General features: G+C 69.4%; 18 protein-coding genes. 13 read left to right on the top strand and 5 right to left on the bottom strand.

Features of this window, described 5'->3' with window-relative positions:
• The first annotated feature begins 1 nt into the window (after position 1).
• Both ACTJJ4_RS06925 and ACTJJ4_RS06920 read left to right on the top strand, forming a co-directional pair.
• Positions 2 to 1,063: a hypothetical protein gene (locus ACTJJ4_RS06925; RefSeq protein ID WP_440942586.1), complete on the top strand. Its 1,062-nt coding sequence runs from the start codon at positions 2 to 4 to the stop codon at positions 1,061 to 1,063.
• Entirely contained in the window at positions 1,060 to 2,154 is a 1,095-nt protein-coding gene (locus ACTJJ4_RS06920; protein ID WP_440942585.1) for a hypothetical protein, read from the top strand. Before ACTJJ4_RS06925 ends, ACTJJ4_RS06920 begins: the two co-directional genes overlap by 4 nt.
• A 19-nt stretch (positions 2,155 to 2,173) precedes the next feature.
• Here the strand turns inward: ACTJJ4_RS06920 and ACTJJ4_RS06915 are convergent, their stop codons facing one another.
• Positions 2,174 to 3,358, bottom strand: coding sequence for a THUMP-like domain-containing protein (locus ACTJJ4_RS06915; RefSeq protein WP_440942584.1), 1,185 nt, complete (start codon positions 3,356 to 3,358; stop codon positions 2,174 to 2,176).
• Between the two features lie 148 nt (positions 3,359 to 3,506).
• Between ACTJJ4_RS06915 and groES the strand changes: the two genes are divergently transcribed.
• From groES to ACTJJ4_RS06900, 3 genes are all read left to right on the top strand, one after another.
• Positions 3,507 to 3,803: a co-chaperone GroES gene (groES, locus tag ACTJJ4_RS06910; RefSeq protein ID WP_440942583.1), complete on the top strand. Its 297-nt coding sequence runs from the start codon at positions 3,507 to 3,509 to the stop codon at positions 3,801 to 3,803.
• A gap of 74 nt (positions 3,804 to 3,877) precedes the next feature.
• On the top strand, positions 3,878 to 4,792 hold the full coding sequence (gene rarD / locus ACTJJ4_RS06905; RefSeq protein WP_440942582.1) for an EamA family transporter RarD: 915 nt from the start codon (positions 3,878 to 3,880) through the stop codon (positions 4,790 to 4,792).
• Positions 4,793 to 4,911: 119 nt separating this feature from the next.
• Positions 4,912 to 6,168: an ABC transporter substrate-binding protein gene (locus ACTJJ4_RS06900; protein ID WP_440942581.1), complete on the top strand. Its 1,257-nt coding sequence runs from the start codon at positions 4,912 to 4,914 to the stop codon at positions 6,166 to 6,168.
• A 78-nt stretch (positions 6,169 to 6,246) separates the two neighbouring features.
• Here ACTJJ4_RS06900 and ACTJJ4_RS06895 read toward each other — a convergent pair whose 3' ends face one another.
• Genes ACTJJ4_RS06895 through ACTJJ4_RS06880 form a run of 4 tightly spaced genes read right to left on the bottom strand, consistent with a single transcriptional unit; the run spans position 6,247 to position 10,305 of the window.
• A complete protein-coding gene (locus ACTJJ4_RS06895; RefSeq protein ID WP_285634693.1) occupies positions 6,247 to 6,981 on the bottom strand; it encodes an ABC transporter ATP-binding protein in 735 nt (244 codons plus the stop codon).
• A complete protein-coding gene (locus ACTJJ4_RS06890) occupies positions 6,978 to 7,952 on the bottom strand; it encodes an ABC transporter ATP-binding protein (protein ID WP_440942835.1) in 975 nt (324 codons plus the stop codon). Before ACTJJ4_RS06890 ends, ACTJJ4_RS06895 begins: the two co-directional genes overlap by 4 nt.
• A 22-nt stretch (positions 7,953 to 7,974) precedes the next feature.
• Positions 7,975 to 8,952, bottom strand: coding sequence for a branched-chain amino acid ABC transporter permease (locus ACTJJ4_RS06885; protein ID WP_440942580.1), 978 nt, complete (start codon positions 8,950 to 8,952; stop codon positions 7,975 to 7,977).
• Positions 8,953 to 8,955: 3 nt separating this feature from the next.
• Positions 8,956 to 10,305, bottom strand: a complete 1,350-nt coding sequence (locus ACTJJ4_RS06880; protein ID WP_440942579.1) for a branched-chain amino acid ABC transporter permease — start codon at positions 10,303 to 10,305, stop codon at positions 8,956 to 8,958.
• A 284-nt stretch (positions 10,306 to 10,589) separates the two neighbouring features.
• Between ACTJJ4_RS06880 and guaB the strand changes: the two genes are divergently transcribed.
• The 8 genes from guaB to ACTJJ4_RS06840 all read left to right on the top strand — a co-directional run bounded on the left by guaB (position 10,590) and on the right by ACTJJ4_RS06840 (position 19,933).
• Positions 10,590 to 12,095 (top strand): IMP dehydrogenase, encoded by a 1,506-nt coding sequence (gene guaB / locus ACTJJ4_RS06875; protein ID WP_440942578.1) that lies wholly within the window; start codon positions 10,590 to 10,592, stop codon positions 12,093 to 12,095.
• Between the two features lie 96 nt (positions 12,096 to 12,191).
• Positions 12,192 to 12,467 carry a DUF2277 domain-containing protein gene (locus ACTJJ4_RS06870; protein WP_440942577.1) on the top strand — a complete coding sequence of 92 codons (276 nt, stop codon included), beginning with the start codon at positions 12,192 to 12,194 and terminating at the stop codon, positions 12,465 to 12,467.
• An 80-nt stretch (positions 12,468 to 12,547) separates the two neighbouring features.
• Positions 12,548 to 13,099 (top strand): OsmC family protein, encoded by a 552-nt coding sequence (locus ACTJJ4_RS06865; protein WP_440942576.1) that lies wholly within the window; start codon positions 12,548 to 12,550, stop codon positions 13,097 to 13,099.
• A 120-nt stretch (positions 13,100 to 13,219) separates the two neighbouring features.
• Positions 13,220 to 14,605 (top strand): MFS transporter, encoded by a 1,386-nt coding sequence (locus tag ACTJJ4_RS06860; RefSeq protein ID WP_440942575.1) that lies wholly within the window; start codon positions 13,220 to 13,222, stop codon positions 14,603 to 14,605.
• A complete protein-coding gene (locus ACTJJ4_RS06855) occupies positions 14,602 to 16,062 on the top strand; it encodes a pyridoxal phosphate-dependent decarboxylase family protein (RefSeq protein ID WP_440942574.1) in 1,461 nt (486 codons plus the stop codon). The genes ACTJJ4_RS06860 and ACTJJ4_RS06855 overlap by 4 nt, the downstream gene beginning before the upstream one ends.
• A 187-nt stretch (positions 16,063 to 16,249) precedes the next feature.
• Positions 16,250 to 17,938: an ABC-F family ATP-binding cassette domain-containing protein gene (locus tag ACTJJ4_RS06850; protein WP_440942573.1), complete on the top strand. Its 1,689-nt coding sequence runs from the start codon at positions 16,250 to 16,252 to the stop codon at positions 17,936 to 17,938.
• Between the two features lie 37 nt (positions 17,939 to 17,975).
• Positions 17,976 to 19,094, top strand: coding sequence for a GuaB3 family IMP dehydrogenase-related protein (locus ACTJJ4_RS06845; RefSeq protein WP_292700848.1), 1,119 nt, complete (start codon positions 17,976 to 17,978; stop codon positions 19,092 to 19,094).
• Positions 19,091 to 19,933 (top strand): SURF1 family protein, encoded by an 843-nt coding sequence (locus tag ACTJJ4_RS06840; RefSeq protein ID WP_440942572.1) that lies wholly within the window; start codon positions 19,091 to 19,093, stop codon positions 19,931 to 19,933. The genes ACTJJ4_RS06845 and ACTJJ4_RS06840 overlap by 4 nt, the downstream gene beginning before the upstream one ends.
• Positions 19,934 to 19,981: the final 48 nt, after the last annotated feature.

The following is a 19,981-nucleotide window of genomic DNA, read 5'->3' as shown; positions in this document are numbered from 1 at the left end:
GATGCTGGAGGGGGCGGAAGCTGCACGACGACGTGAGCTTCAGCTGCGGGCCTACGCGCCCGGGGGCGCGCTGACGGATGCCGAGGCCGCCGAGCTGCGGGATCTGGACGCGCGCAATCTGACGGCTCCCGTGGTCGCGCCCCCGACCACCGAGCCGACGTCGGCTCGTGAGGACGGGTTCCGAGCCTCCGCACTGTGGGCGGGATCGTCGGAGGAGCCGCGGCGGACGTCCTCGGACGCGGAGCCTGAGCTGCCGGCGGCCGATCCGGAGCCTGTGCGTGCGCCCGAGGCATCCGCTCGTCGTCGCTTTCCTCAGCGCCTGCTGATCCCGGTCATCGCGATCGTCGCGGTCGTGCTGGGCCTCGTCGCCGGCCGCCTCGTCTTCGGCGAGCACAGCCCGATGACCGCGGCGCAGCAGGCCGCGTGGGCGAAGCTCGACGCATCAGGGACGTACGAACCCGGCTCCCTCCGACTGGTGGGCAGCGAATACGGGGTGGATGCCTGGAAGGGGACCCAGGCCGCGTCCGAGCTCGAGTGCCTGATCCTGACCCGCGAAGGCGGTTCGGACGACCCGAACGACGGCTACTCAGCGGGCTGCCTGAACCCGGATCAGCGCGAGAACGGCGAGCAGCTGCAGGCCAACCTGGACTACACCGAGAAGCGGATCCAGTACTCCGTGTGGGCGGCTGTCGTGGAGGACATCGATGGCGAGCTCGCCGTGGTCATGCAGCGCCAGAACATGACCGAGGGATTCGACTGGCGTTCGATGTACGGGGCATCCGAGCTCGCCATGGTCAGCGTGCTGGAGGACGCGGGGTTCGCGGGCCAGATGCTGAACATCCTCGGCTACGACGGCGACACCCCGGTGTGGAGCGGCGTCGATGACGAGCAGCGGCAGTGCCTGATGGTGGTGCAGGGGGCCGAGGTCGTGCAGCAGTGCGGCGGGCCCGCACGAATCGAGCCGCTCGAGCTGACGATCGGCGACACCACCTACGCCATCGAGCAGACCCTGGACCGCGGGGACGCGCTCACGATCTACCGGGGTACGGGGGTGCAGGGATGAGCGAAGCGGATGCCGCACGCCGGCGAGAGCTGCAGCATCGCCTGTACGCCCCAGACGGCGCCCTGACCCCGGAGGAGACCGAGGAGCTGCGGATGCTGTCCGCGACGAGCGCCGCAGGCGACGACGCGTCGGGGGCTGCGACGCTTCGGCTCCCGGAGTTCGAGGTGCATGCCTCCGCGGTCATGGCCGACACGGGAAGGTCGACGGAGTCCGCGGTCTCCGCCGAAGGGTCGCCGCCCGGCATCCGGGAGGACGCCTTTCCTTCGGCGCCGACGTCCCGTCCGCGGTGGCTCATCCCCGTGGTCGCGGCGGCCGCTCTGATCCTCGGGCTCGGCATCGGCTGGATGACGGTGCCGCATCCCGTCGTGCACGCGGCGCCCGAGATGTCCGCCGAGCAGCAGAAGATCCAGCGCGAGATCATCAAGGCGGGAGAGGTGGACGCCGACACCCTCGAGTTCGCCGGCGAGAAGTACGGCGCCTCCGTGTGGACGGCCTTCCGAGGCAAGGAGCGGTGCGTCGTCATCGCCGCACAGAAGCAGCGCAGCACCGCGTGTGGCGGCACCGAGGGCGACCCCCGCAGCGACACCATCGCGGCCGGCGTGAACGGCCTTCAGGACGGTGGCACGACCAGATCGGTGAACGCACTCCTCGCCAAGACGATGAACGGGGAGTGGACCGTGTTCGTCCAGCAGTGGGAGATGGACGTCGACGACTACTCATGGCAGCAGCAGTACTCCGACACGGAGATGCGACTGGTCGGCGCGCTGCAGGACGCGGGCTTCGACGGCCAGAACCTGACGATCCTGGGCCGCGACGGCGACCTGCCGATCTGGTTCGATTACAACGGCGGCGGCTGCGTGGCCGTCGTCGATCCGGGCACGCTCGAGGTCACGAAGGCGTGCGGGGCGGACGGGTCGACCGATACCGTCGAGCTGCCCTACCGGGGGACGACCTACAGCGTGAGATGGACGGAGCGGCGCGGACCCGTCCTGACCATGATCCGCGAGGCGAAGGCGTCGACGTTCGTCTCTTGCGATGCGGTGACCGGAGAGTGCACCTCGAACGACGACAGAACGGGCGACATCGGCTGAGCCGCGCGAGCGGGATCCCTCAGACCCGGTCCGCGAGGATCGCCACGCGTCCGTCCGGTGTCCGGGTGAGGATCAGCGTCGCCTGCTGCGAGCCCTTCAGTGTCAGCTTCTTCCGGAACACCGCCGGGTCGATGTCCATGCCGCGCTTCTTGATCTCGAGTCGCCCGATGTCGTTCGCCCTGAGCGCCGCGTTGATGGTCTTCGGATGCACGGGCATGGTCTCTCGCACCCGGAACGACTGCACGAACGGGCTCGTCACAGCGGCGTCTCCGGTGAGGTAGGCGATCTGCTCGTCGAGCATCCCGGCATCCAGCATCCGTGCCGCGTCGCCGATCAGCCGCGCACGGATCACGGCCCCGTCGGGCTCGTGCACGAATGCGCCGAGCTCGCGGACCGGCACGTCCTCGGCATCCGACTCCGCGGTCAGCTCGTGGGTCTGCCCGCCGGCGACGATCAGCGCCGAGCGGCGGATGTCGTCGCGAGCGAGCGCGCCGCTCCACAGCACCAGCTCGACCACGCTGCCGTCGGCGCTGACCCACTGCGCCTCGACGTCGTCGGGGATGAGGTCGCGGTCCAGCCCCGGGCCGAGCTTGATCCCGGTCGGGTGGCTGCGTGCGACCTCGAAGCACCAGTCCAGAGACGGTGACCAGTCGGATGCCGACAGCCGGCGCGTCTCGCCGTGCCCGGCGGTGCGTCGGGCGGGGTCCAGCCACACCGCGCCGTCGGCGGGCACGTTGTCCTCCGCGAGACCAGTCCGCACCTCGGCATCCGCTCCGAACGGCGCGAGGTTGTACGCGGCGATCCCGGCTGTGACGGCGTCGGCGTCCACGGCAGTCACGGTCAGGCCCGCACCGGCGAAGGCGAGGCTGTCGCCGCCGATGCCGCAGCCCAGATCGGTGACCGCGGTGATGCCTGCCCGTCGCATCCGCACGGCGTGCAGCGTGGCGACGTTGAGCCGCGTGGCCTGCTCGAGGCCTGCCCGGGTGAACAGCATCCGCTCCGCGAACTCGCCGAACTTCGCCGCCGCCTTCACCCGCAGGTGCGCCTGCCCGACCACGGCCGACACGAGCTCGGGGGAGTGGCCGGCCGCGCGCAGCCGTGACACGGCGCGCGCGACGTCGCCGGACGACTCGACCGGCCCGACCTCGTCGAGCAGCGCGAGGCCGTCGCGGGTGAGCAGGGCGGTCAGCTCGGACATCTCCACCCGACCAGCCTACGGTCGTGCGTCCCGGCCCGCCCGATTGGCACTCGCATTGCATGAGTGCCAGCCGTCGGCATACACTGGAGTTAGCACCCTCGGCATGAGAGTGCTAACAGTCTTCTGATCTCAGTCACGAAAGAAGAGGTACACCGTGTCGGTTTCCATCAAGCCGCTCGAGGACCGCATCGTCATCCAGCAGGTCGAGGCAGAGCAGACCACCGCAAGCGGTCTGGTCATCCCCGACACCGCCAAGGAGAAGCCCCAGGAGGGCCAGGTCGTGGCTGTGGGCCCCGGCCGCATCGACGACAACGGCAACCGCGTTCCGCTCGACGTCGCCGTTGGCGACCGCGTGCTCTACAGCAAGTACGGCGGCACCGAGGTCAAGTTCGGCACCGACGAGTACCTCGTGCTCTCGGCTCGCGACGTCCTCGCGGTCGTCGTCCGCTGACGCTGACGTTCTCCAGGGCCCGGATGCATGGCATCCGGGCCCTTCGTCGTTCCAGGCGCCACTAGGCTTGATCGGTGAGCACGAAGAGCGCGGGGACGCTGTACACGATCGGGGCGTACCTGCTCTGGGGCGTCTTCCCGCTGTACTTCCTCCTGCTCGAACCGACCGGCCCATTCGAGGTCGTCGCATGGCGGCTGCTGCTCACGCTGGTGTTCTGCATCCTGCTGCTGGCCGTGACCCGCGGATGGGAGAAGCTGCGCATCATCTGGCGCCAGCCCAAGCTGCTGGCGCTCACAGCGCTGGCCGGTGCCCTGATCTACATCAACTGGCAGGTCTTCGTGATCGCCGCCATGAGCGGGCACGTGGTCGAGACGAGCCTGGGCTACTTCATCAACCCGATTTTCACGGTGCTGCTGGGCGTGCTGGTGCTGCACGAGCGCATCAGGATGGCGCAGTGGGTCGCGATCGGCATCGCTGCGGTCGCGGTGGGCGTGATCATCGTCGCCTACGGCGCCTTCCCGTGGATCGCCCTGTCGCTGACGGCGTCGTTCGGCCTGTACGGGCTGGTCAAGAAGAAGATCGGTCCATCGGTCGACGCGGTCAGCGGCCTCACGCTGGAGTCGTTCTGGATGATCCCGATCGCCGCGGTCATCCTCATCGTCGTGGCACAGGACGGCCACGGCATCACGATGGGCGCCGTGAGCCCGCTGCACACCGTGCTGCTCTCCTGCGCGGGCATCGCGACCGCGGTGCCGCTGCTGCTGTTCGCCGCCGGCACGCGTCGCGTCGACCTGTCGCTGATCGGCATGATCCAGTTCATCACCCCGATCATGCAGTTCCTGCTGGGCTGGGCGGTGCTGGGGGAGCCCATGCCCGCCGAGCGCTGGATCGGCTTCATCCTGGTGTGGATCGCGATCGCCGTGTTCGTCGTCGACCTGCTGGTGCAGAAGGGCCGAGGTCGCCGCGAGGCCGCCGCCGAGCTGGTCTGAGGGGATGCGCGGGATCGTTAAGGGACCGAGACCCGCACGCCGACCGCCGGAGTCCCACACCGCATAGGGTAAAGGCATCCGAAAGTGGTACTCCACGTTCAGTTACGCAAGGGAGCAACATGAACGCATTGAAGGGCTCGCGTCCGGCGAGGATCTTCGCAGGGATCGCGCTGATCAGCGCATCCGCACTCGTCATCTCCGGCTGTGCCAGCACTCCGGCATCCGAGAAGCCGACCGACGGGGGCAAGAAGCCCGCCGCCGACCTCACCCTCAAGCTGGGTTCGCTGCTTCCCGAGACGGGTTCGCTGGCCTTCCTCGGCGCCCCGATGGAGGCGGGCGTCCAGCTCGCCGTCGACCGCGTCAACGAGGCGAAGGCCGGCGTCACGATCACGCTCTCCACGGGCGACGAGGGCGACACCGACACCAAGGCCTACGAGACCTCGATCACCAAGCTGCAGAGCGAGGGCATCACCGCGATGATCGGTGCGGCGTCGTCCAGCGTGACCAAGCTGATCCTCGACGGCAACGTCGGCGCCGGCATCCTGACCGTCTCGCCGTCGAACACCTCGCCCGACTTCTCGGGCCTGAACCCGCTCTACTTCCGCACGGCGCCCAGCGACCTGCTGCAGGGCGAGACGCTCGGCAACCAGATCTCCGAGGACGGCAACAAGACCCTCGGCATCATCTACCAGAACGACGGCTACGGCACGGGTCTGGCGGAGGCCATCGAGAAGACGTTCGGCGAGTCCGGCGGCAAGGTCGTCGCGAAGTCCTCGTACAACGTCGGTGACGGCCAGTTCAACGCGCAGGTCGCCGAGGTCGCGGCCGCGAAGCCGGACGCCGTCGCGGTCGTCTCCTACGACCAGTTCGCGACCATCGCACCGCTGCTCAAGAACGCCGGCGTCAACACCGGCAAGCTGTACCTGGTCGACGGCAACCTGAAGGACTGGAAGGACCAGATCCCCGTGGATCTGACCGGTTCGAAGGGAACCCGCGCGGGCGCCGACCTGCCCAAGACCTTCATCGACGACCTGAACAAGGTCTGGGAGGCCAAGGGCAACAAGCCGATCGACGCCGTGACCTACTCCGCTGAGGCCTACGACGCGGTGACGCTCATCGCACTGGCGGCGCTCGAGGCGAAGTCGGTCGAGGGCAAGGACATGGCTGCCAAGATGCGCTCGGTCTCCGGTGGCGCCGACAAGGGCACGAAGTGCAAGACGTTCGCCGAGTGCGCCAAGCTGATCAACGACGGCAAGAAGATCGACTACGACGGTCTGTCCGGCGAGATCACGTTCGACGAGAACAACGACCCGAAGGGCGCCGCCATCGGCGTCTACGAGTTCGAGACGGGCAACGTGCTCAAGCGCATCAGCTGACGCACCCCCGATCCACGAGGAGAGCCCCGGATGCCTGGCATCCGGGGCTCTCTCCGTCCCCCTTCTCGCGTGCGCTGTCTAGGCGGCGTCCTGCCCCAGCGTGCCCAGGTACAGTCCGATCACCTTCGGGTCGTTCAGCAGATCCCGTCCGCTGCCCTCGTAGGCGTCCCGGCCCTGGTCGAGCACATAGCCGCGGTCGCAGATCTGCAGGCAGCGGCGCGCGTTCTGCTCCACCATGATGGTGGTGACGCCCGCACGGTTGATGTCCGAGACGCGGATGAACGCGTCATCCTGCCGCACGGGGGAGAGGCCCGCCGAGGGCTCATCGAGCAGCAGCACGGACGGATCCATCATCAGGGCGCGCGACATGGCGACCATCTGGCGCTCACCGCCGGAGAGCGATCCGGCGCGCTGCCCGAGACGCTTGCCGAGCTCGGCGAAGATGCCCGTCACGAACTCGAGCCGCTCGTTGTAGATCCGGGGGTTCTGATACAGCCCCATCTGCAGGTTCTCGGCGATGGTCAGCGACGGGAAGACGTTGTTGGTCTGCGGCACGAAGGCCACACCGCGCTTGACGAGCTTGTCGGCCTTCAGGCCCACGATGCTCTCGCCGTTGACCGTGATGTCCCCCTCGCGCACCTGGACCATGCCGAAGATCGACTTCAGCAGCGTCGACTTTCCGGCGCCGTTGGGGCCGATGATGCCGATCAGCTCGCCCTTGCGGGCGATCAGGTTCGCGCCGTTCAGGATGTTCACCCCCGGCAGGTAGCCGGCGTGGACCCCGGTCAGCTCCACCACGACGTCGTCGGTCATGACCGGTCCTCCTCTTCCTTGTCGAGTTCGGCTTCGGCCTCGGCCTCGGCCTCGATCTTCTCCCGGATGCGGGAGGCGAGCTCCTCCGAGGAAGTGGCTGCACCGCCGTCGACGACGGACAGGCGTCCCGTGACCACGCCCAGGTCCACGTCCTGGTGCGCGCCCAGATAGGCGTCCACCACGGCCTGGTCCTCCATGACCTCTTCAGGCGGGCCCTCGGCGACCACGCGGCCCTCGGCCATCACGACCACCCAGTCGGCGATGTGCCGCACCATGTGCATGTCGTGCTCGACGAAGAGCACGGTCATGCCGCGGTCCTTCAGATCGAGGATGTGGTCCAGCAGCGACTGCGTGAGGGCCGGATTGACGCCGGCCATCGGCTCGTCGAGCATCACCAGGTTCGGATCGCTCATCAGGGCTCGGGCCATCTCCAGCAGCTTGCGCTGCCCGCCCGACAGCGCAGCGGCGAAGTCCTTCTCCTTGGCATCGAGCTTGAAGCGCGCGAGGAGCTCGCGGGCCTTCGTCTCGATCTCGGCATCCTGCTTGCGCCAGAGGAACGGGAACATCGCCGCGAAGAAGCTCTCGCCCCGCTGATGAGGTGCGCCGAGCTTCATGTTCTCGAGCACGGTGAGCAGCGACAGCGCCTTGGTGAGCTGGAAGGTCCGCACCTGACCCATCCGCGCCACCTTGAACGACGGCACCCCGGCGAGGCTCTTGCCGTCGTAGGACCAGGTCCCCGCGTTGGGCTTGTCGAACCCGCAGAGCAGGTTGAAGAGGGTGGTCTTGCCCGCGCCGTTCGGCCCGATCAGAGCGGTGATCGCACCCCTCGGGATCTCGAGATGGTCGACGTCGACCGCGGCCAGACCGCCGAACCGGCGCTCCACCCCGTCGACGATCAGGATCGGGTCGACCTTCGCCACTCCGGGCGCTGCCGGCCCCTTGGTCAGACCGGTTGACTTCTGCCGCTTCACGCTCTCGGTGACGGGCTGGTTCTCACTTGACAAAGGTCATCTCCCTCTTGTCTCCGAGGATGCCCTGCGGGCGGAAGATCACGATCAGCATCAGCACCACACCGGCCAGGATCCATCGCACGATCTCGGCCTGGATCGACGTCATGGGCAGGTATCCCGCGGTGGCCATCTGCGGCAGGAGGTTCCCGAGGAACGAGAACACGATCCAGAAGAGCACGGCGCCGAGCGTCGGGCCGAGCACTGTGGCGGCGCCTCCCAGCAGCAGGATCGTCCAGAGGAAGAAGGTCAGCGACGTCGAGTAGCTGCCGGGCACCACGGCCGAGGGAACGGCGAACACGATGCCGCCCATGGCGCCGATGACGCCGCCGATGATCAGCGCCTGCATCTTGTACGCGAACACGTTCTTGCCGAGCGATCGCACGGCGTCCTCATCCTCGCGGATGCCCTTGAGCACCCGGCCCCACGGGCTGCGCATGAGCGCCCAGACGACCAGCACCGCGATGGCGAGCATGATGAGTCCGAAGACGCGGTTCCACAGCTCCACCTCGGTGTACGTGAACGGACCGAATCCGTACGTGCCAGGGGGGAACGGGTTGATCGAGCGGAAGCCGTCGCTGTAGCCGCGCAGACCCGCCGAGGAGTTCGTGTACTCCTTGAACAGCTCAGTCTGGAACAGCAGCCGCACGATCTCGGCGGCCGCGATCGTCGCGATCGCGAGGTAGTCCGCGCGCAGCCGGAGCGTCGGGATGCCGAGGATCAGCGCGAACAGCACGCCGCCCAGCAGACCGATGAGCATGCCCATCCACCACGGCAGGCCGAAGCTGAGCACGGAGATCGCGTACCCGTATCCGCCGACGGCCATGAAGGCCGCCATGCCGAAGTTCAGCAGGCCGGAGTAGCCGAAGTGCACCGCGAGACCGGTCGCCGCCAGCGCGTACGCGATGGTGGTCGGGTGCAGGAGATACGTGACGGTGTTGCCGAAGATCTGTCCCCAGTCCATGTGTCAGCCCAGCCTTTCCTTGCGGCCGAACAGGCCCTGGGGCCTGACCAGCAGCACCACGATCAGCGCGATCAGCGCGCTGGCGTACTTCAGATCCGATGGGATCCAGAGGGTGGAGACCTCCACGGCGATTCCGACGATGATCGATCCGATCAACGCACCGAAGGCCGAGCCGAGGCCGCCGAGCGTGATCGCGCAGAACATCAGCAGCAGCATCTGCATGCCCATGTCCCACTTCACACCGGGGCGGAAGTACGCCCACAGGATGCCGGAGATCGAGGCCAGGACGCCGGCCATGATCCACACGATGCGGATCACCCGGTCGACGTCGATGCCGGATGCCGCCGCGAGCTGCGGGTTGTCGGAGATGGCGCGGGTCGCCTTGCCGATGCGGGTGCGGGTGAGGAAGTACGCGACGCCGAGGATGGCGACCAGGCTCACGCCCATGCCGATCAGGTCGATGTACGACAGCGAGATCGGCCCCAGCTTCATCGGCTCCGGGCTCGCGCCCGGCAGCTGGTAGGTGCCGCCGCCGATGATGTACTGCAGCACGAATCGGAGCGTGAGCGAGAGGCCGATGCTGACGATCATGAGCTGCACGACTCCGAGGCCGCGCCGGCGCAGCGGGCGCCACAGGCCGGCATCCATCGCCCAGCCGAGCAGCGCGCCGGCGGCGATGGACGCGATCAGGCCGGCCCACAGCGGCAGGTGCCAGACCGAGGTCACGAGCAGGGCGGCGACACCGCCCCAGGTGACCATCTCGCCGTGCGCGAAGTTCGACAGCCTCGTCGTCCCGTAGATGAGCGCGGCGCCCATCGAGGCGAGGCCGAGGAGCAGGCCGAAGTTGATGCCCCCTACCGCGCGGGAGAGCAGCTGCTCGGTGAACGAGACCGTGACGCGTTCGCCCTGGCCGAGGAAGAGGTTGACGATCTTGGTGCCGGTCAGCCCGAACGCGGCCTCGAACGAGCCGCTCGTCCCGGCGACCGCCTTCACTCCCTCGGGGAGCTGCGCGGCGTCGACGATCACGCCCTTCGGCAGGGTGTCCTCGTCGATCGAGATCGTGTACGCGGCCTTCTTCGGCACGTACAGGCGCCACTTGCCGGAGGCGTCCGTCTTGGTCTTGCCTTCGAAGCCGTTCCCCTTGACCGAGAGCTTCACGTCAGGGATCGGCTTGTCCTTGTACGTGATGTTCCCGGCGAAGTAGAACTGGGTGATCTCCTGGCCGTCGGGTGTCGTGGCGGCCTGTGCTGAACCGACGGGTACGCCGAGCACGATGAAGGCGGCCAAAAGCGTCGCAAGCAACGCGATCAGCCCGTTCTGGGGGCGCCGAAGCGCCGCGGTTCTGAGTCCCACGCATCCTCCACATCGAGTGCTGAAGAACCGACACCGGGTAGCGGTCGGTTCTGGACGTCGCACTGAGCGTATCCCGCTCCAGGCCGCATCCGCACAACCGTGTCCGGATCGGAACGAAGCCCGGGAGTGTCGGACGGCCGCCGTCGTGCAGCGCTCTCGGAATATCCGCAGGCGTCAGCCGTTTAGAATCGATACACGACGGACACCGCTCCCGTCCCCGGCTGCAGTCGTCCCGCGCACTCTCGACAATCGATCGCGCCCCCGGCGCAGAGGAGCCAGTTTTCATGCCCCAGCACGACCCGTTCGGTTTCGTCGGACTCACCTACGATGACGTGCTGCTTCTGCCCGGGCACACCGACGTCATCCCCAGCGAGGCGGACACCTCCTCCCGCATCACGCGCCGCATCTCGGTCGCGACCCCGCTGCTCTCCAGCGCGATGGACACGGTCACCGAGGCGCGCATGGCCATCGCCATGGCGCGAGAGGGCGGCATCGGCATCCTGCACCGCAACCTCTCCATCGCAGACCAGGCCGCCGACGTCGACCGCGTCAAGCGCAGCGAGTCGGGCATGATCACCGATCCGATCACCACGACCGCCGACGCCACCGTCGACGAGGTCGACCAGCTGTGCGCCAAGTACCGCATCTCGGGTCTGCCGGTCGTCGACGACGAGGGTCGCCTGGTGGGCATCATCACCAACCGCGACATGCGCTTCGTGTCGGGCTTCGAGCGCAAGACCACCCTGGTCAAGGACGTCATGACCAGCGAGAACCTGGTCACCGCTCCCGTCGGCGTCGCCGCCGGCGAGGTGATCGCGCTGTTCGCCCAGCACCGCGTCGAGAAGCTGCCGCTCATCGATGAGAACGGCAAGCTCGCCGGGCTGATCACCATCAAGGACTTCGACAAGAGCGAGAAGTACCCCCTCGCCACCAAGGACGACCAGGGCCGCCTGCGCGTGGGCGCCGCGATCGGCTTCTTCGGCGACGCCTGGGAGCGCGCCGAGGCGCTGCGCGACGCGGGCGTCGACGTGCTGGTGGTCGACACCGCCAACGGCCAGTCGCAGGGCGTGATCGACCTGGTCAAGCGTCTGAAGGCCGACCCGACCTTCGAGCACATCGACATCATCGGCGGCAACGTCGCGACCCGTGAGGGCGCACAGGCGCTGGTCGACGCCGGCGTCGACGCCGTCAAGGTGGGCGTCGGCCCGGGCTCGATCTGCACCACCCGCATCGTCGCCGGAGTCGGCGTGCCGCAGGTGACCGCGGTGTACGAGGCCTCGCTGGCCGCGGGCCCGGCAGGCATCCCGGTGATCGCCGACGGCGGCCTGCAGTACTCGGGCGACATCGCCAAGGCGCTGGTCGCCGGAGCGGACGCCGTGATGCTCGGCTCCCTGCTCGCCGGCACCGACGAGTCGCCGGGCGAGATCGTCTTCCAGTCGGGCAAGCAGTTCAAGCTGTACCGCGGCATGGGCTCCCTCGGCGCGATGCAGACCCGCGGCAAGCAGACCTCGTACTCGAAGGACCGCTACTTCCAGGCCGACGTCCCCAGCGACGACAAGCTCATCCCCGAGGGCATCGAGGGCCAGGTGCCCTACCGCGGCCCGGTCTCGGCCGTCGCCTACCAGCTGATCGGCGGCCTGCGTCAGTCCATGTTCTACGTCGGCGCGCGCACTATCGAGGAGCTCAAGTCGCGCGGCCGGTTCGTCCGCATCACCGCGGCTGGTCTGAAGGAGTCGCACCCGCACGACGTGCAGATCGTCGTCGAGGCGCCGAACTACAACAAGCGCTGAGACACGCGTCGAAGAGGGCGGATGCTGCGGCATCCGCCCTCTTCGCATCTCCGCGAGGGGGTTCCGGATGTCGGATGCTCCGCGTAGCGTGCCGGTATGTGCCGCAGCATCCACACCCTTCACAACTTCGAGCCCGCCGCCACCTCTGAGGAGGTGCACGCGGCCGCCCTGCAGTACGTGCGCAAGATCGCCGGGACGACCAAGCCGTCCAAGGCCAACCAGGAGGCGTTCGATCACGCCGTCGCCGAGATCGCGCACATCACGCAGCACCTGCTGAACGACCTGGTCGCGACGCGGCCGCCGAAGAACCGCGAGGAGGAGGCGGCGAAGGCGCGTGCCAAGGCCGTCGCGTCGGGGCGCTACGCGGCCTGAGCATTGCGTCGTGTGACGCGGCGTTGCGAGGTGTGACGGCGCGCGAGCGCGGCATCCGGCCGCCGGGTTACCGTCGCCGCATGACACTTCTCAACGACCAGTTCACCGCCATCGCAGACGTCACCGCCGACGAGCGCGCCCAGCGCCTCGCCGACGCCGGGACGACCTGGAACGAGCGCATCGCCCGCGATGCCTCCAACGCGCAGCTGACCTACCGGGTCACCGGTCGCGGGGTCGGTTCCGTCGGCACGGAGATCCGTGCGGGCAAGCACCGCTTTCTCGTCGACGAGCCCGCGGCGCTCGCGGGCGACGACGCGGCCGCCAGCCCCGTCGAGTACGCGCTCGGCGCGCTGATCTCCTGCCAGGTGGTGGTGTTCCGCCTCTACGCGCAGGCCCTCGGCCTCACCATCGACGACATCGAGGTCACCGCTGAGGGCGACCTCGACGTGCGCAAGCTGTTCGGCATCGACGAGTCGGGCCGCGCCGGCTTCCACGACGTGCGGGTGAAGGTCGACATCACCGGCCCGAACACGGCCGAGGAGTACGAGAAGCTCCGCGCCGTCGTGGAGGAGCACTGCCCGGTGCTCGACCTGTTCGCGAACCCCGTGCCGACCTCGGGCGCTCTGGTCTGAGGCATCCCGCCCGCCTGCCGCCCCTCCCGCTTCGCGGGTCGCGACACCCCGCTTCGTCCACTGCGAGGCGACCATCCGCGACCCGCGAGGCGCGGTCATCCCGCCACTAGAGTGAGCGGCATGGGTTCACGGTCGAATTCGCTCAGCCGCGGGCAGGTCACCCGCTACGCGATCGGTTCGCTCGGCACGGGCGGTTTCGCGACGCTCCCCGGGCTGGTCCTCGTCTACTACCTGACCGACTCGCTGGGCGTCACCGCGCTCGCCGCCGGCGCGATCGTGACGGCCGCGAAGGTGTGGGACGTGCTGATCGATCCCGTGATCGGCGGCATCAGCGATCGCGCCCTCGCGCACACCGGAAGTCGCCGCCGCACCATGCTGATCGGCGGCATCGGGCTGCCGATCGCCTTCATCCTGACCTTCGCCGTACCCGCCGGGCTCGGACCGGTGCCCGCGGCGCTGTGGGTGCTGGTGGCCTTCATGTTCGCCGCCACCTTCTTCAGCCTGTTCCAGGTGCCGTACATCGCGCTGCCCGCCGAGCTCACGGACGACTACCGCGAGCGCACCCGGCTGCTCAGCTGGCGCGTGGTGCTGCTGACCTTCGCCATCCTGCTGTTCGGAGCCGGCGGCCCGGAGCTGCGGGCGATGTTCCCGCACGATCCGCTGCTGGGCTACCTGGTGATGGCGATCGTCGCAGCGGTGATCCTCGGGTTCGGGATGCTGACCTCCGCCTCGGTCGCTCCGAGCCGGCCGCTGCTGCCGGTGCGCCCTGGCGCGACCATCGCCGAGCACTACCGCGACGGCATCGCGGTGCTGCGCGAGAGCCAGCCGTTCCGGGCGCTGCTGGCGACGTTCCTGCTGCAGGGGCTGGCGACGGGGATGATGCTCGCTGCCGCGCAGTACGTGGCCCGCTGGGTTCTGGGTGACGAGACCGCGGTGACCCAGCTGTTCGTGGCGCTGATCGCGCCCGCGCTGCTGATGGCGCCGGTGTGGAAGCTGATCGCCGACCGCATCGGCAAGGAGCGCGCCTTCCGGCTGGCCAGCGCGGTGTTCGTGCTGGCGACGCTCGTGCTGGGCGCGATGGTGTGGATGCCGGGCTGGTGGATCCTCGCGCCGGTCGCCCTCGCGGGCGCGGCGTATGCGGGTATGCAGACGCTGCCGATGGCAATGCTCCCCGACGTGATCGCCTACGACCGCACCCTGCGTGCAGGGGAGGGGCAGGAGGCGAAGGGGAACGGCGGCGCGAACCGCTCCGGCATCTTCGGCGGCGTCTGGACGGCGGGAGAGACGACCGGCATGGCCCTGGGCGGCACGGTGCTCACGATCGTGCTGGCCATCACCGGGTACCTGGAGACCACGGTCGGGAGGACGGTCGAGCAGCCCGAGTCGGCCGTGGTCGGCATCGCGGTGTCGTTCAGCATCCTGCCCGCGATCCTGATGATCGCGAGCATGCTCACCCTCGCCAGGTACCACCTGCGCGAGCACGACATCGTGGGCACATCCGCATGACCGGCGGCACCACGAGCGATGTCCTGACGCGGCTCCGCGCCCTGCGCGAGGGCGACGCGCCGACGCACGGCGGTCGCGTGCTGTCGTACGTCTACGACTCGGGCGTCGAGGAGCTCGACGAGCTCGCAGATGCGGCGGCGCGACTGGCCCGCCCGCTGAACGGACTCGACCCGACCGTCTTCCCCTCCATCTCGGCGATGGAGCGCGACGTGATCGGCTTCAGCCGGCGGATGCTGCACGGCGGCCGCGCCGTGGTGGGATCGGTCACCAGCGGCGGGACCGAGAGCTGCCTGCTCGCGGTGAAGACCGCACGCGACCTGTGGCGCGAAGCGCATCCGGACGGCGGACGCCCGAGGCTGCTCACGGCGTCGACCGTGCACGCCGCCTTCCAGAAGGCAGCGCACCTGTTCGACCTGGACTGGGAGCCGGTGCCGGTCGGGACCGACGGCGCCGTGCGCGCGCAGGATCTCATCGACCGGATGGACGACGATGTCGCACTGGTCGTCGTCAGCGCCCCGGCGTACCCGAGCGGCGCGCTGGACCCGGTCTCGGCGGTCGCGGGCGCTGCGGCGGATCGCGGTCTCTCCTGTCACGTCGACTCCTGCTTCGGCGGGTTCGTGCTGCCGTGGTGGCCGGATCTGCCCGCCTGGGACTTCCGGGTGCGTGGCGTCACCAGCATCTCCGCCGACCTGCACAAGTTCGGCTACGCGCCCAAGGGCGTCTCGGCGCTGCTGCATCGGGGGCGACGCCGGCACCGGGCGCAGTTCTTCGCGACCACGCGCTGGGCCGGGTATCCGGTGGTGAATCCGACCCTGCTCGGCTCGCGGTCGGCATCCCCGCTGGCCGCAGGCTGGGCGATCACGCAGCATTTGGGATCGGACGGCTATGCGGAGCTGGTCGCGTCGATCCGACGCATCGCCGTCGCCGTGTGCGCGGCGGTCGACGGCATCCCCGGTCTGACGGTGATGGGCGATCCCGTGGGTCCCGCGATCGCCCTCGTCGCGGATACCTCGGCGCCGGACGTGACCCGGGTCGACCCGCACCGGCTCGCCGACGAGCTGGCCGGGTACGGCTGGAAGATCCAGCATCAGCCCGGCCTCGTGCAGTCCGATGGCGTGCGCATCCCGCACAGTGCGCATCTCACCCTCACACCGGTGCTCGAGCAGCGGGTGGGGGAGTTCACGGACGCGCTGCGTGCAGCATCCGATGCGGTGCGCGGCAGGCCGCAGGCCGACGCGCGGATGCTCCTCGCGGGGATGCGCGTGCTCGGCTACGGCGAGGGCGGGCGCGTGCCCGGGCCGAAGGCGGCATGGAGGCTGCTGCGCCTCGCCGGGGCGGGCAGCGTGTCCGCCGACCAGCCCATGTCGGTGCTGATGGCGCTGATCGAGGCACTGCCGCATCCGGTCGCCGAGGCGCTGCTGACGGAGCTGCTCGCGAGGCTGTCCGAGCCCCGCTGACGGCGCGCGCGACACGTCCTCGACCGATGGAAGAAGACAAAGGACGGTCCTGCGCCCGGATGGCCGGCATAAAGCTTCCTTCATGGGATGGACGGTCAGCGAATCGACAGCGGTGCGGTCCTGCGCATCCGGATGCTGATAGCCTGGTCGGCTCGCTGCTCGACAGGGCGGGCGGAAGGAGCCCGCTGTGGGCCACATCGACGTCAACACGATCGCGCTGACCCTCCCCGACGGACGCCCCCTGCTCGACGAGACGACGTTCCGCGTCGGCGCCGGATCCACCAGTGCGCTGATCGGTCCGAACGGAGCCGGGAAGTCCACTCTGCTGCGGATCATCCGCGGTGACCTCGCCCCCGACGGCGGCGCCGTCGTGATCGACGGATCACTCGGCGTCATGGACCAGTTCGTCGGACACGGCGACGCCGGAACGACCGTGCACGACCTGCTCGTGCGCGTGGCGCCCGCTCGCATCCGGATGGCGGCCGAGGCGCTGGATGCCGCGGAGAACGCCCTGATCGAGGATGACACCGAGCGCACCCAGATGCGGTACGCCACCGCGATCGCCGACTACGCGGATGCCGGCGGCTACGAGCACGAGACCGTGTGGGACCAGTGCACGATCGCCGCCCTGGGCGTCCCGTTCGAGCGCGCCCGCTACCGCGACCTCGACACGCTCTCCGGTGGTGAGCAGAAGCGGCTCGCCCTCGAGGCGCTGCTGCGCGGTCCCGACGACGTGCTGCTGCTGGACGAGCCGGACAACTACCTGGACGTGCCGGGCAAGCGCTGGCTCGAGGACCGGCTGCGCGAGACGCCCAAGACCGTGCTGCTCGTCTCGCACGACCGCGAGCTGCTCGCCCGAGCCGCCGATCGCATCATCACCCTCGAACCCGGGGGAGCGGGCGCCACCGCCTGGGTGCACGGAGGCGGCTTCGCCACCTACCACCGGGCCAGGGAGGACAGGCTCGATCGGCTCGACGAGCTGCGCCGGCGCTGGGACGAGCAGCATGAGAAGCTCAGGACGCTGGTCGCGACGCTCAAGGTCAAGGCCGCGGCGAACGACGGCTTCGCCTCGCGCTACCGTGCGGCCCAGACGCGCCTGCGCTGGTTCGAGGAGGCGGGACCGCCGGAGGAGCGTCCGCCTGCCCAGGACTTCGACATGCGCCTGCGCGGAGCCCGCACGGGCAAGCGCGCCGTCGTGTGCACCCGCCTGGAGCTGACCGGGCTGATGAAGCCGTTCGACGCCGAGATCTGGTTCGGCGATCGGGTCGCGGTGCTCGGCTCGAACGGCTCGGGAAAGTCGCACTTCCTGCGTCTTCTCGCCCGCGGCGGCACCGACCCCGATCCCACGCTGGGGCACCTGGTGGCGGCATCCGAGGCCCTGGAACCCGTCGCCCACACCGGCGCGGCCGCGCTGGGCGCGCGGGTCGTGCCGGGTCTGTTCGCGCAGACCCACGCGCACCCGGAGTTCGCCGGCCGCACCCTGCTGGAGATCCTGCACCGGGGTGACGACCGTCGCGCCGGGATGCCGCGCGACGCCGCGAGCTCGGCCCTCGATCGATATGGGCTGGTGCGTCAGGCGCAGCAGGCGTTCGATCAGCTCTCCGGCGGGCAGCAGGCGCGCTTCCAGGTGCTGCTGCTCGAGCTGAGCGGTGCGACCCTGCTGCTGCTGGACGAGCCCACCGACAACCTCGACCTGGAGTCGGCCGAGGCGCTCGAGCAGGCCATCGCCCGCTTCGAGGGGACCGTCGTCGCGGTCACGCACGACCGCTGGTTCGCCAGGTCCTTCGACCGCTTCCTGGTGTTCGGCCAGGACGGCGAGGTCTACGAGTCGGACGCGCCGGTGTGGGACGAGCGACGTGTCGTGCGGGCGCGCTGAGCGCGTCGACGGCGCCGGGTAGTCTGGTGGGGTGAGCATGGACATCGAGATCGGCCGAGGCAAGCGCGCGCGTCGCGCGTACACGTTCGACGACATCGCGGTCGTGCCATCGCGACGAACCCGTAACCCGGAGGACGTCTCCACCGCCTGGACGATCGACGCGTTCTCGTTCGACATCCCGGTGCTCGGCGCGCCCATGGACTCCGTGGTCAGCCCGCGCACCGCGATCATGCTCGGTCAGCTCGGCGGCCTCGGGGTGCTCGACCTCGAGGGCCTGTGGACGCGCTATGACGACCCGCAGCCGCTGCTCGACGAGATCGCGGCGCTCCCCGCCGAGCGCGCCACGACCAGGATGCAGCAGCTGTACTCCGAGCCCATCAAGCCGGAGCTCATCAAGCAGCGTCTGGCCGAGATCCGCGAGGCGGGCGTCACCGTCGCCGGCTCCCTCACCCCGCAGCGTACGCAGGAGCTGTACGAGACGGTCGTCGCCGCCGGCGTCGACCTGTTCGTGATCCGCGGCACCACGGTGTCCGCCGAGCACGTCTCCAGCGTGGCCGAGCCGCTGAACCTCAAGAAGTTCATCTACGACCTCGACGTGCCCGTCATCGTCGGCGGTGCCTCGACCTACACCGCGGCCCTCCACCTGATGCGCACCGGCGCCGCGGGCGTGCTGGTCGGCTTCGGCGGGGGTGCGGCGTCCACGACGCGCGTCACCCTGGGCATCCACGCCCCGATGGCCACCGCCGTCTCCGACGTCGCCGCCGCGCGCCGCGACTACCTCGACGAGTCGGGCGGACGCTACGTGCACGTGATCGCCGACGGCGGCGTCGGCACGTCCGGCGACATGGTCAAGGCTCTCGCGATGGGTGCGGATGCCGTGATGCTGGGCGTCGCTCTCGCGCGCGCCACGGATGCTCCCGGCCAGGGCTTCCACTGGGGCGCCGAGGCGCACCACCCGCAGCTGCCGCGCGGGCGCCGCGTCGCGGTGGACGGCGTCGCGAACCTCGAGGAGATCCTCTATGGCCCCGCCCCCGTCGCGGACGGCACCGCCAACCTGATCGGCGCTCTGCGCAAGTCGATGGCGACGACCGGATACTCCGACCTGAAGGAGTTCCAGCGCGTCGAGGTCGTGCTCGCGCCCTACGAGCTGGGATGACGAACAGCGCGCCGCTCGCGCCGCAGGAGTTCCCGCCCACCCTGCGCGAGGTCATGCTGCGCAGGCGGTGGATCGGCGTCCTCGCGCTGTGCCTGGTCGTCGCGGGCGTGTTCGCTTGGCTCGGCCAGTGGCAGCTCGAGCGCGCCATCGACACGACGCCTCCCGCACCGGGCGCGACCGAGAAGGTGCGTCCGCTGACCGACGTGATCGAGCCGGGGAAGTACCTCGACCAGAGCCTCGGCGGGCAGCGCGTCCGGACCTCGGGGACATGGGTCGCGGGGGACTTCATCGTCATCTCGCAGCGCATCAACGACGGCACTGAGGGCTACTGGGTCACCGGTCAGCTCCGGGTCGCCGATCGCACCTCGATCGCCGTCGCGGTCGGCTGGGCCGCCACCAGGAAGCAGGCGGATGCCGCGGTCGCGGCGCTCGAGAAGCAGGGCGCCGTCGAAGCCTCGATCACCGGACGGCTGATCGACGATGAGGGCGTGGAGGTGCCCCCGCGCTCCGATCCGATGCAGCTCAACCGGATGTCGCCCGCGGCGCTGCTGAGCCGCTGGCACGACATCGACGGACTGAACGTGTACCGCCCGTACCTGGCATCCGCCACGGCGTCGGCCGGACTCGTCGACATCAGCTCGCCCCCGCCGCAGGAGCAGTCGCCGATCAACTGGCTGAACATCTTCTACGCCGCAGAGTGGGCCGTGTTCGCCGGCTTCGCCTTCTACCTCTGGTACCGGCTGGCGAAGGATGCCTGGGAGCGCGAGGTCGAGGAGTTCGAGGACGCCGCGAACGCGGGAGAGCCGGCGACCGCGCCCGAGGACGAACAGGCCCCCTGAGCGCCTCGGCTGTAGGAACGGCCATGCGCGGCTGGCCATTCGGTGACC

It is taken from the genome of Microbacterium sp. 22195 (assembly GCF_052056515.1).
GTDB lineage: Bacteria > Actinomycetota > Actinomycetes > Actinomycetales > Microbacteriaceae > Microbacterium.
Note: the sequence above shows the minus strand (reverse complement) of the source record. Positions and strands in the feature narration are given on the sequence as shown.